Raw genomic sequence first — 12,397 nt, forward strand, 5'->3', positions numbered from 1 at the left:
TAAGGCAGGTGACTTTCACTCACGAACCAGCAAGTGGCGTCCCCTAGGGGATTCGAACCCCTGTTACCGCCGTGAAAGGGCGGTGTCCTGGGCCTCTAGACGAAGGGGACGTACAGTCTCAATCGCAAGACGCCTTGCTATTTACTTTTCATCAGACAATCTGTGTGAGCACTACAAAGGCAGGTTCTTTAAGGTAAGGAGGTGATCCAACCGCAGGTTCCCCTACGGTTACCTTGTTACGACTTCACCCCAGTCATGAATCACAAAGTGGTAAGCGCCCTCCCGAAGGTTAAGCTACCTACTTCTTTTGCAACCCACTCCCATGGTGTGACGGGCGGTGTGTACAAGGCCCGGGAACGTATTCACCGTGGCATTCTGATCCACGATTACTAGCGATTCCGACTTCATGGAGTCGAGTTGCAGACTCCAATCCGGACTACGACGCACTTTATGAGGTCCGCTTGCTCTCGCGAGGTCGCTTCTCTTTGTATGCGCCATTGTAGCACGTGTGTAGCCCTACTCGTAAGGGCCATGATGACTTGACGTCATCCCCACCTTCCTCCAGTTTATCACTGGCAGTCTCCTTTGAGTTCCCGGCCGGACCGCTGGCAACAAAGGATAAGGGTTGCGCTCGTTGCGGGACTTAACCCAACATTTCACAACACGAGCTGACGACAGCCATGCAGCACCTGTCTCAGAGTTCCCGAAGGCACCAATCCATCTCTGGAAAGTTCTCTGGATGTCAAGAGTAGGTAAGGTTCTTCGCGTTGCATCGAATTAAACCACATGCTCCACCGCTTGTGCGGGCCCCCGTCAATTCATTTGAGTTTTAACCTTGCGGCCGTACTCCCCAGGCGGTCGACTTAACGCGTTAGCTCCGGAAGCCACGCCTCAAGGGCACAACCTCCAAGTCGACATCGTTTACGGCGTGGACTACCAGGGTATCTAATCCTGTTTGCTCCCCACGCTTTCGCACCTGAGCGTCAGTCTTTGTCCAGGGGGCCGCCTTCGCCACCGGTATTCCTCCAGATCTCTACGCATTTCACCGCTACACCTGGAATTCTACCCCCCTCTACAAGACTCTAGCCTGCCAGTTTCGAATGCAGTTCCCAGGTTGAGCCCGGGGATTTCACATCCGACTTGACAGACCGCCTGCGTGCGCTTTACGCCCAGTAATTCCGATTAACGCTTGCACCCTCCGTATTACCGCGGCTGCTGGCACGGAGTTAGCCGGTGCTTCTTCTGCGGGTAACGTCAATCGACAAGGTTATTAACCTTATCGCCTTCCTCCCCGCTGAAAGTACTTTACAACCCGAAGGCCTTCTTCATACACGCGGCATGGCTGCATCAGGCTTGCGCCCATTGTGCAATATTCCCCACTGCTGCCTCCCGTAGGAGTCTGGACCGTGTCTCAGTTCCAGTGTGGCTGGTCATCCTCTCAGACCAGCTAGGGATCGTCGCCTAGGTGAGCCGTTACCCCACCTACTAGCTAATCCCATCTGGGCACATCCGATGGCAAGAGGCCCGAAGGTCCCCCTCTTTGGTCTTGCGACGTTATGCGGTATTAGCTACCGTTTCCAGTAGTTATCCCCCTCCATCAGGCAGTTTCCCAGACATTACTCACCCGTCCGCCACTCGTCAGCGAAGCAGCAAGCTGCTTCCTGTTACCGTTCGACTTGCATGTGTTAGGCCTGCCGCCAGCGTTCAATCTGAGCCATGATCAAACTCTTCAATTTAAGTTTGATGCTCGTGAATTAAACTTCGTAATGAATTACGTATGTTCACTCAGAGACTTGGTATTCATTTAGTGTCCGAAGACATTAAGAATCCATGTCACTTTGAGTGCCCACACAGATTGTCTGATAAATTGTTAAAGAGCAGTGCCGCTTCGTTTTCGCTGCGGCGCGGGGTGTGCATATTACGCTTTCCCGCTTCAGAGTCAAGCGTTTGTTTTGCTTTTCTCTGCTGACCCGGCGGCTTGCGTGCCGTTGTTCCGTGTCAGTGGAGGCGCATTATAGGGAGTTCTTCTGAAGTGACAAGAGGAAATTTAAAAAAAGTTTCTGACCGTGTTTTTTTTCACCAAAAGCGATGAGTTCAAGCTACAAATTGTTCTATTTGATGTATCTGCAACCACAATCACACCTGAGATGGCATAATTAACCGCATCAATATTTAAGGAATAAAAGCGATGCCATTAAGCGCACAACAGCTGGCAGCTCAAAAAAACCTGTCCTATGTGCTGGCAGAGAAACTGGCGCAGCTGATCTTAGCGGGTAAATATGCTCCAGGTAGCATCCTGCCCAGCGAGATGGAGCTGGGAGATCAGTTTGGCGTTAGCCGTACCGCCGTTCGCGAAGCGGTAAAAACATTAACGGCGAAAGGGATGGTGCTTCCACGCCCGCGCATTGGCACCCGCGTTATGCCTCAGGGAAACTGGAACTTTCTCGATCAGGAGTTACTCACCTGGTGGATGACCGAAGATAACTTTAATCAGGTCGTCGATCACTTTCTGGTCATGCGCAGCAGTCTTGAGCCTCAGGCCTGCCTGCTTGCCGCCACGCTCGGCACAGCCGAGCAAAAAGCGCAGCTCAATACTTTGATGGAAGAGATGGTGGAGCTGAAAAAGCACTTTAACCGCGAGCGCTGGATAGCGGTCGATATGGCCTGGCATGAACATATCTATAATATGAGCGGAAATCCTTTCCTGACCTCCTTTGCTTCTTTATTCCATTCTGTGTACCACACTTACTTTACCTCTATCACGCAGGATGAGGTGGTGAAGCTGGATTTGCATCAGGCGATAGTCGATGCCATTCAGGAGAGCGACGGGCAGCGAGCCCTGAGTGCGTGCCAGGCGTTGCTGGCCGCACCAACCCACCAGCAGGTAAATAAATGACAGAGAAAAAAGCACGCAGTATGGCCGGACTGCCGTGGATTGCAGCCATGGCGTTCTTTATGCAGGCACTGGATGCCACTATCCTCAATACCGCCCTTCCCGCCATAGCCCAAAGCCTTAACCGCTCCCCGCTGGCGATGCAATCCGCCATCATCAGCTACACCCTGACGGTGGCGATGCTTATTCCGGTCAGCGGCTGGCTGGCCGATCGTTTCGGCACACGCAAAGTGTTCATGCTGGCGGTAACGCTGTTCACGCTCGGTTCTCTGGCTTGCGCCCTCTCCACCTCTCTGACGGAACTGGTTATCTTCCGCGTTCTACAGGGGATAGGCGGCGCGATGATGATGCCCGTCGCGCGTCTGGCGTTATTACGCGCCTATCCGCGCAGCGAACTGCTCCCGGTGCTCAACTTTGTGACTATGCCTGGCCTGGTCGGCCCGATACTTGGCCCGGTTCTCGGCGGCGTACTGGTGACCTGGGCTAGCTGGCACTGGATCTTCCTGATTAATATTCCGATTGGTGTGGCAGGGCTGATTTATGCCCGCAAATATATGCCGAACTTCACCACGCCAAGACGCAGCTTCGATATGGGTGGTTTCTTCCTGTTTGGCCTGAGCCTGGTCCTGTTCTCCAGCGGGATGGAGCTGTTTGGCGAGAAAATCGTAGCGACGTGGCTGGCGCTGGCCGTCATCCTCAGCGGTATTCTGCTGTTCCTTCTATATATACGTCATGCGCATCGCCATCCGACACCGCTTATCTCTTTATCTCTGTTTAACACCCGAACGTTCTCCGTCGGGATCGCGGGCAACATTGCCTCACGTCTGGGCACGGGCTGCGTACCGTTCCTGATGCCGCTGATGCTCCAGGTCGGTTTCGGCTATCCGGCCCTGATTGCTGGCTGCATGATGGCGCCCACGGCGATGGGCTCGATTCTGGCAAAATCGACGGTCACGCAGGTGCTGCGCTGGTTTGGCTATCGTAAGACGCTGGTTGGCGTGACGATCTTTATCGGATTGATGATTGCGCAGTTCTCCCTGCAATCTGCGGCGTTACCAATCTGGATGCTGATCCTGCCGCTGTTTGTGCTGGGTATGGCCATGTCGACGCAGTTTACGTCGATGAACACCATCACCCTTGCGGACCTCACCGACGAGAATGCCAGCAGCGGCAACAGCGTACTGGCGGTCACTCAACAGCTGTCGATCAGCCTCGGGGTTGCCGTGAGCGCGGCGGTACTGCGGTTTTATGAAGGGTTCGAGGGAACTAATACCGTTGAGCAGTTCCACTATACCTTTATCACTATGGGCGCGCTTACCGTGGTATCGGCGGTGGTCTTTATGTTGTTAAAACCAAAAGACGGCCGGAACCTGATTAAAGAGCGTCACAAAGAGAAGGCTAAACCGAACCGCGTTCCATCAGAACAGGAGTAAGCTGCAAACGTTGCTGTTGCAGCGTGGGCTGGGCCATGCGGTGGATCAACACATCGATGGCCAGCTCGCCCAGTTCATCCTTCGGCTGATGGATGGTGGTCAGTGGGGGCGTCATGTAGCGCGCCAGTTCGATATCATCGTAACCGACGATCGCCATGTCGTCCGGAACACGTAATCCCGCCTGATACAGCGCCTGATAAGCTCCGAATGCCATCGCATCGTTACCGATAAACACCGCCTGCGGGCGCAGCTCTTGCGCCAGCAGTTTCTGCATTGCTTCAAATCCACCGTTAAATTCGAAATCGCCGGTGATGCGATAGCCATCAGGAATGGCAAGCCCCGCCCGTTCCATGGCCGAAAGATAGCCTTCCAGACGCAGGCGCGCCGGGGTTTTATCCAGCGGGCCGGTAATACAGGCAATGCGGGTATGACCTTTATCGATCAGATGCTGAGTCGCCATATCGCCGCCCAGCAGCGAGTTATCCTGGATTAGATCGCTGGTGCCGTCGAACGGCGCCCAGTCCATCATCACCGTGGGAATAGAAGGGTAACGCTGGATGATCTCTTTCGAAGGTTGATGCGTTTCGGTACAGAGCAGCAGCAGCCCGTCGACGCGTTTTTGCATCAGCGTTTCCAGGTTACGGTTCATGCGCTGCTCATCGCCTTCGGTATTGCACAGCACCAGGCTGTAGCCGCGCTCGAAGCAGCTGCGCTCCACGCCGCGCACCAGTTCAGAATAAAAAGGGTTGGTACTGGCCGTGATCAGCATGCCGATGGTGCGCGTCTGGTTGAGCTTCAGGCTGCGGGCCAGCGCAGACGGCGCATAGTTGAGTTCTTTAATTGCAGCGTCAACTTTCTCCCGAATCGCCTCGCTGACGAAGCGATCGTTATTGATTACGTGGGAGACAGTCGAGGTAGAAACGCCCGCCATACGGGCGACATCTTTCATTGTGGCCAAGCGTTACCCCTGCTGACTTAAGAATTCATCAATCTCTTTACGCCATGGAACAGAAGGCTGAGCGCCTTTACGCGTCACCGCAATCGCAGCGGCGGCATGCGCGAAGCGGATCGCGTCATCCATTGCTTTTCCTTCCAGCAGCGCCGTTACCAGTGCACCGTTGAAGGTGTCTCCTGCGGCGATGGTATCAATGGCTTTGACCTTAAAGCCCGGTACGCGACGGCCTTCGCCATTGACGCTAGCCCACACCCCACGGCTGCCGAGGGTGATGATTACGGTGCCGATGCCTTTTTCATGCAGTGCAAGCGCGGCACGCGCGGCATCGTCATCATTTTCGACACGGATACCCGTCAGCTTTTCCGCTTCGGTTTCGTTCGGGGTGATGATATCCACCAGCGCCAGCAGCTCGTCTGATAATACACGGGCAGGCGCAGGGTTAAGTACGACAGACGTATGATTTTCATGCGCAATTTTCGCGGCGGCCAGCACGCTTTCAACCGGTGACTCCAGCTGCATCAGCAGGGCTTCCGCTCCGGCGATGATTCCACGCTGCGCTTCGACGCGTTCAGTCGTTAACGCGGCATTAGCCCCTGCATGAATACCGATGACATTCTCACCTTCCGCATTGACGAAAATCAGCGCCACGCCGGTAGATTCCCCTGCAACCACGCTGACGGGTGCAATGTCGATGTTGTCGCTTGCCAGCTGTTTGCGTACGCGCTCGCCGGTATCGTCATCACCCGTACAGGCGATAAACGCGATATTCGCCCCGCTGCGTCCGGCGGCAACCGCCTGGTTTGCGCCCTTACCGCCGAACGCCACCTGATACTGATTGCCAGTGACGGTTTCGCCCGGAGTGGGGAACGTTTCAAGGTTAAGAATGTGATCGGCATTGATACTGCCAAGGACGACGAGGTTGCCTGCGGTTTTCATGTATTGAGGTGTCCATCTGAGAGCGCCACCGGTATTACCCGGTGGCGTATGCCACACTTTTCTTTTATTTGGTGTCCCTCAGGCAGCCAGCGACTGCCTGAATCGCCTTTACTGCTTAATGACCAGTTTCAGGTCAACAGGATATTTGGCCTGAACTTTTTCGCCCTTCAGCACTTTATCGGCAGTTTGCACGCCAGTCGCGCCAATCTGCTCAGGCAGCTGAGCGATGGTCGCAGCCAGTTTGCCATCATTTACTGCTTTTTCACCATCCGGCGTGCCGTCAAATCCGACAACCATCACATCTGATTTACCCGCAGTCTGGAGCGCACGCAGCGCACCGAGCGCCATTTCGTCGTTCTGTGCGAATACCGCCTGCACATCAGGATGCGCGGTCAGCAGGTTCTGCATGACGTTCAGGCCCTTTGTACGGTCGAAGTCTGCCGGCTGGCTCGCCAGCACGTTGAATTTGTGCGCCGCTACAGCCTGCTGGAAGCCTTCACCACGTTCACGGGCTGCGGAAGTCCCGGCGATACCCTGCAACTCGATCACTTTCGCGCCTTCACCTGCTTTCTTCGCGATGTAGTCACCGGCGATTTTACCGCCCAGTACGTTATCAGACGCAATGTGGCTGACCACATCCCCTTTCGTTGCCTGACGGTCAAGGGTGATGACCGGGATCTTCGCCTGGTTTGCCATCTTCACGGCGTTACCGACCGCGTCGGAATCGGTTGGGTTGATCAGCAGGATTTTGGTACCACGAACGGTTAAGTCCTGAACGTTAGCCAGCTCTTTCGCCGGGTTGTTCTGAGAATCCAGCACCACCAGGTTGTAGCCCAGTTTATCTGCTTCTTTCTGCGCGCCATCCTTCAGAGAGACGAAGAACGGGTTGTTCAGGGTAGAGACAACCAGCGCGATGGTGTCCTTCGCCATGGCGTTAGCACTTACGGTTGCGCTCAGCGCGACAGCAGAAACCAGGGTAGCCAGTTTTTTCATGTTCATATCTAAGATGTCCTGTAGTGTCGTCAGTTACTGTTTTTTGTTGTCTACCAGTACCGCCAGCAAAATCACCACTGCCTTAACGATCATCTGGTAATAGGAGGAAACACCTAACAAATTCAAACCATTATTCAGGAAACCGAGGATCAGTGCGCCGATCAATGTCCCAACAATGCGACCTTTACCACCCGCAAGGCTCGTACCGCCCAGAACCACTGCCGCGATGGCATCCAGCTCATAGCCCGTACCCGCCGTTGGCTGCGCGGAAGAGAGGCGCGCCACTTCGATGATGCCCGCCAGAGACGCCAGCAGGCCGCACAGGGAGTAAACGATAATTTTGACTTTATTAACGCTGATACCGGACAGGCGCGTTGCCGCTTCGTTACCGCCCAGCGCATAGATATAACGACCCAGACGGGTATGGTGCAGCATGTACCATGCCGCCAGGAAGACGATAGCCATGATCCAGACCGGGGTCGGGACACCCAGCGGGCGACCGATACCGAACCAGCCAAACAGATCGGCGTTATCGGTAAAGCCGGTATTAATCGGGCTGCCGTTGGTGTACACCATGGTCACACCGCGCAGCAGCAGCATCATCACCAGCGTGGCGATGAACGCCTGAACGCGACCTTTCGCCACAATCACGCCGGTTACAGCGCCAATTGCCGCACCAGCCGCCAGCGCAGCGGCAACGGCCACCAGCGCGTTGACCTCAATACCGACAATCGACGCGGCGATCGCGCCGGTGAGGGCCAGCAGGGAACCGACGGACAGATCGATACCCGAGGTCAAAATCACCAGCGTCATCCCCACCGCCATAATGGCGTTGACGGAGGTCTGCTGAAGAATGTTGAACAGGTTATTGACGGTAAAAAAGTTCGGGCTCATGGTCGAGACAATCGCGATCAGCACCAGCAGGGCAATCAGCGATTTTTGTTCCATCAGCCATGCCTTTGTGAAATAGCGGCGACCAGAAACAGCCTGGGTAGTCATCTTCTTACTCCTGATTCACGCGATTAAGCTTGCCCACAGCGGCAGCCATCAGAACTTCCTGGGTGGCCTGCTCGCGAGTGAATTCACCGCCGAGATGCCCTTCATGCATGACGATAATGCGATCGCTCATGCCTAATACCTCTGGCATCTCGGAAGAGACCAGAATGATGCTCAGACCGTCGGCCTTGAACTGGTTAATCAGCTGATATATTTCTTTCTTCGCGCCCACGTCCACGCCGCGGGTAGGTTCATCAAGGATCAACACTTTTGGGCGCGTCATCAGCCCGCGGGCAATCGCCACTTTCTGCTGATTCCCGCCGGACAACAGGCCAATCGCCTGCTCCATCGATGGGGTTTTAACGTTAAAGAGACGGATAAAATCGCTGACCGCCTGCTGCTCATCTTTGTGTTTCAGGCTGCCGCCGCTGCGGCTGAAATAGCCTAGCGCCGTCAGGGACATGTTCTCTTTCACCGACATGCCCAGCACTAAGCCGTCGCGCTTACGGTCTTCGGAAATATAGACAATGCCGTTCGCCAGGCCATCCTGCGGCGAGCGGGTGACCACCTCATGGCCGTCAAGGGTAACGTAGCCGCTGGTGCGCGGCAGTGCGCCATAGAGCACTTTCATCAGTTCGGTGCGCCCCGCGCCCATCAGGCCCGCGACGCCAAGGATCTCGCCCTTGCGCAGAGTAAAGGAGACGTCATTCACGCCCGGCCCGCAGAGGTTATCCACCTTCAGGCGGATTTCTCCCGGCGCTTTCTCCAGATGCGGATACTGATCTTCGAGCTTACGTCCCACCATCATTTCAATCAGCGTATCTTCGGTCAGGGTTGCCACTTCGCGCTCGGCAATAAACTGCCCGTCGCGAAAGACGGTGACGTCGTCGCAGATCTCGAAGATCTCTTTCATGCGGTGTGAGATATAGACAATGCCGCGGCCCTGGGATTTCAGCTCACGGATCACGCGGAACAGGGATTCGGTTTCGGTATCGGTCAGGGCGTCGGTCGGTTCATCCATAATGATGACCTTCGACTCGAAGCTCAGCACCTTCGCGATTTCCACCATCTGCTGATCGCCGATGGAAAGGTCGCCCACCAGTCGGTCGCTCTTAAAGCGCAGATTCAGCTTCGCCAGCAGTTTGTCCGCTTCGGCATACATGGTTTTCCAGTCGATTTTGCCAAACCGGTTCACGAATTCACGGCCGAGGAAGATGTTCTCCGCAATGGTGAGCTGCGGGATCAGGTTCAACTCCTGGTGGATGATGCCGATGCCCGCTTCCTGAGAGGATTTCGGGCCGTTGAAGGTGGTCTCTTTACCCAGCCACAGCAGCGAACCGGCATCGCGTTGGTAGATACCGGTCAGCACTTTCATCATGGTGGATTTGCCGGCGCCGTTTTCACCCACCAGCGCCATGACGCGCCCGGAATAGACGTTCAGCGCCGCACCGGAGAGGGCTTTTACGCCCGGGAACGACTTATCGATCCCTTTGAGTTGCAGTAATGCGTCCATGATGGCCTCAGAAGGTGACGCCAGCACAGAGAATGATATTCGCATACGGGGAACACTCCCCGCTGCGAATCACCGCCTGACTGTCTGCGGTTTGTTGTTTGAACTGCTCGTGCGTTGTGTAACGAATTTCTATGGTGTTTCCCTGGTGCTGTTGCAGTTGCTCAATGTGGCTGAGCAACGTTTCGTGGAGTTGCGGATTATGTTGTTTGATTTCCGCCGCGAGAATGGCCGCCTCAACCTGCATCTCCGCGGTGACCACTTCCAGTACCTGCATGAACGAGGGTACGCCCTGCGTTAACGCCATATCGATACGGGTTGTGCTGCGCGGAACCGGTAAGCCTGCATCGCAAACCACCAGCGTATCGGTATGCCCAAGACGGGAAATCACCGATGAGATTTCTGAGTTGAGTACTGTGCCTTTCTTCATTTTTTGCTCCACTAGCGAAACGTTTCGCTAAAAACAGTGTAGCCGCAGAAGTGTTCAGAAAACCATCATGACGTAACGGATTTGTGATCAACGTCGAAACGTTTCGCTAAGTGAAATGCAATAGAGGAAAATTGCCGGGTGGCGCTACGCTTGCGCGGGCCTACGGGTCTGGTAGGCCGGGTAAGCGCAGCGCCACCCGGCATATTCAGAAGGGTTAAATCTCGACCTGCGTCCCCAGCTCAATCACGCGATTAGGCGGGATCTCAAACTGGTCAGGCGCACGCAGGGCGTTACGTTGCAGGATGAGATACAGCTTGCCGCGCAGGCGCAGATACCATGGGCGCTTGCCGATGATCAGCGACTCGTGGGACATAAAGAACGACGTCTCCATCATGCGGCAACTCAGGCCTTCCAGACCGCAGCGGTGGAACACCTCTTCCACGTTCGGCGTTTCGCGCCAGCCGTAGCTTGCCACCACGCGCCAGAAGGTTGGGGACAGCTGTTCAATCTGTACGCGACGCACGTTGTGAACGTACGGCGCATCTTCGGTACGCAGCGTCAGCAGGATCACCCGCTCGTGCAGCACTTTGTTGTGCTTGAGGTTATGCATCAGCGCAAACGGGATTACGTTCAGCGCGCGAGACATATACACCGCCGTGCCCGGCACGCGCACCGGTGGGGATTTCTCCAGCGAGGCGATCATGGCCTCCAGAGAGTTACCGTGCTCATGCATACGACGCAGCAGGCGGAAACGTTCGCTCTTCCACGTCGTCATCACAATAAACATCACCAGACCCAGCGTCAGCGGCAGCCAGCCACCGGAGACAATCTTGTCGAGATTCGCAGAAAACAGCGGCACGTCGATGCAGAGGAAGCCAACCAGGATCAGCCCCACGAGGAACTTATTCCAGTGCCAGTTACGGTACGCCACGGTGGTGGAGAGAATAGAGGTCAACACCATCGTTCCTGTTACCGCGATACCGTACGCCGCCGCCAGATTACTGGAGTGCTCAAAGCTGACGATAACAATCACCACCGCGAAATAGAGCAGCCAGTTGACGAACGGAATGTAGATCTGGCCAGACTCCATCTCCGAGGTATGGATAATGCGCATTGGGGAGAGATAACCCAAACGCACGGCCTGACGCGTCAGGGAGAATACGCCGGAAATGACAGCCTGAGAGGCAATGACCGTCGCCAGCGTCGCCAGGATCAGCATCGGAACCAGCGCCCAGTCCGGCGCCAGCAGGAAGAACGGGTTTTTAATCGCTTCAGGGTGTGCAAGCAGCAGCGCGCCCTGACCGAAGTAATTCAGCACCAGTGAAGGCAAGACCACGCTAAACCAGGCGACGCGAATAGGGAGTTTCCCGAAGTGGCCCATATCCGCATACAGCGCTTCAACACCGGTAATGGAAAGCACCACCGCGCCCAGCGCCACAAACGACACCACTTTATATTCAAGGAAGAAATGCACCGCCCACATTGGGTTCAGCGCGTGCAGGACATCCGGGTTGGCGATAATACTGCGTAAGCCCAGCGCCGCCAGGATCAGGAACCAGGCCAGCATAATAGGCGCGAACAGCTTACCCACCAGCCCGGTACCGTGTTTTTGTATGGCAAACAGCAACGTCAGCACGATAATAGCGAGTGGTACCACCCACGTATCAAGCTGTGGCGCGACAATCTCCAGCCCCTCTATGGCCGACATTACAGAAATCGCCGGCGTAATCACGACTTCTCCATAGAAGAAGCTGCCGCCAATCAGGCCGATGATGACCAGCACGGAGGTCATTCTTGCAGACGTATTGCGCCCGGCAAGGGACATCAGTGTCAGAATACCGCCCTCGCCCGCGTTATCAGCCCGCATTACGAAAGAGAGATACTTAAGGGAGACCACCAGGATCAGCAACCAGAAGATGAGCGAGAGGAAACCAAATACGGCGTCACGCTCTACACCAAAACCAAACTGACCGGACAGACATTCACGAAGCGTATAAAGCGGGCTGGTGCCGATATCACCGTAGACAACCCCGATCGCCGCAAGCGTTACAGCGGGTAATGATTGCTTATTATCAGTGCTCATAGACTAGTCTTTTCGTTTGAATAACAAATGTGTGCTTAGTCCCTTGGCCCACAAAAAGCGCACAGTATGCACGATTCAATGCAAAATCGTACCCCTAAATGCAGCCGCATTAATGTAGCGCAAAGAAAATAGCGCCGCACTTCAGCCTATTACCAGGCCAGACCGAAA

9 protein-coding genes, 1 tRNA gene and 1 rRNA gene are annotated in these 12,397 nt (G+C 55.2%); 2 read left to right on the plus strand and 9 right to left on the minus strand.

What is annotated here, in order from left to right; genetic code table 11:
* Positions 1 to 34 precede the first annotated feature (34 nt).
* Positions 35 to 110, minus strand: a tRNA-Glu gene (locus RS584_RS23120).
* 84 nt (positions 111 to 194) lie between these two features.
* Positions 195 to 1,736: ribosomal RNA gene (locus tag RS584_RS23125) — 16S ribosomal RNA — on the minus strand.
* A gap of 452 nt (positions 1,737 to 2,188) precedes the next feature.
* On the opposite strand from RS584_RS23125, the gene RS584_RS23130 reads away from it, so the two are divergent.
* Together RS584_RS23130 and mdtD are read left to right on the plus strand one after the other, a co-directional pair.
* Positions 2,189 to 2,896, plus strand: a complete 708-nt coding sequence (locus tag RS584_RS23130) for a FadR/GntR family transcriptional regulator (protein ID WP_315748713.1) — start codon at positions 2,189 to 2,191, stop codon at positions 2,894 to 2,896.
* Positions 2,893 to 4,326: a multidrug transporter subunit MdtD gene (mdtD, locus tag RS584_RS23135; RefSeq protein ID WP_315748714.1), complete on the plus strand. Its 1,434-nt coding sequence runs from the start codon at positions 2,893 to 2,895 to the stop codon at positions 4,324 to 4,326. The genes RS584_RS23130 and mdtD overlap by 4 nt, the downstream gene beginning before the upstream one ends.
* Here the strand turns inward: mdtD and rbsR are convergent.
* The 7 genes from rbsR to kup form a co-directional block, all read right to left on the minus strand.
* Positions 4,292 to 5,284, minus strand: coding sequence for a ribose operon transcriptional repressor RbsR (gene rbsR, locus RS584_RS23140; RefSeq protein WP_017694038.1), 993 nt, complete (start codon positions 5,282 to 5,284; stop codon positions 4,292 to 4,294). The two genes, mdtD and rbsR, sit on opposite strands and share 35 nt — an antisense overlap.
* 3 nt (positions 5,285 to 5,287) lie before the next feature.
* On the minus strand, positions 5,288 to 6,217 hold the full coding sequence (gene rbsK, locus RS584_RS23145) for a ribokinase (protein WP_015570155.1): 930 nt from the start codon (positions 6,215 to 6,217) through the stop codon (positions 5,288 to 5,290).
* A gap of 108 nt (positions 6,218 to 6,325) precedes the next feature.
* Entirely contained in the window at positions 6,326 to 7,216 is an 891-nt protein-coding gene (gene rbsB / locus RS584_RS23150; RefSeq protein ID WP_003862397.1) for a ribose ABC transporter substrate-binding protein RbsB, read from the minus strand.
* Positions 7,217 to 7,243: 27 nt separating this feature from the next.
* Complete coding sequence (rbsC, locus tag RS584_RS23155) at positions 7,244 to 8,209, minus strand: ribose ABC transporter permease (protein WP_003862395.1); 966 nt, start codon at positions 8,207 to 8,209, stop codon at positions 7,244 to 7,246.
* A gap of 4 nt (positions 8,210 to 8,213) precedes the next feature.
* Positions 8,214 to 9,719, minus strand: coding sequence for a ribose ABC transporter ATP-binding protein RbsA (gene rbsA / locus RS584_RS23160; protein WP_015570154.1), 1,506 nt, complete (start codon positions 9,717 to 9,719; stop codon positions 8,214 to 8,216).
* A gap of 7 nt (positions 9,720 to 9,726) precedes the next feature.
* On the minus strand, positions 9,727 to 10,146 hold the full coding sequence (gene rbsD, locus RS584_RS23165; RefSeq protein WP_003862392.1) for a D-ribose pyranase: 420 nt from the start codon (positions 10,144 to 10,146) through the stop codon (positions 9,727 to 9,729).
* A 214-nt stretch (positions 10,147 to 10,360) separates the two neighbouring features.
* On the minus strand, positions 10,361 to 12,229 hold the full coding sequence (kup, locus tag RS584_RS23170; protein ID WP_006808744.1) for a low affinity potassium transporter Kup: 1,869 nt from the start codon (positions 12,227 to 12,229) through the stop codon (positions 10,361 to 10,363).
* Positions 12,230 to 12,397: the final 168 nt, after the last annotated feature.

Origin of the sequence: Enterobacter sp. DTU_2021_1002640_1_SI_PRY_ASU_LCPMC_013, from assembly GCF_032389435.1 — a bacterium.
In the GTDB taxonomy this organism is placed as follows: domain Bacteria; phylum Pseudomonadota; class Gammaproteobacteria; order Enterobacterales; family Enterobacteriaceae; genus Enterobacter; species Enterobacter hormaechei_C.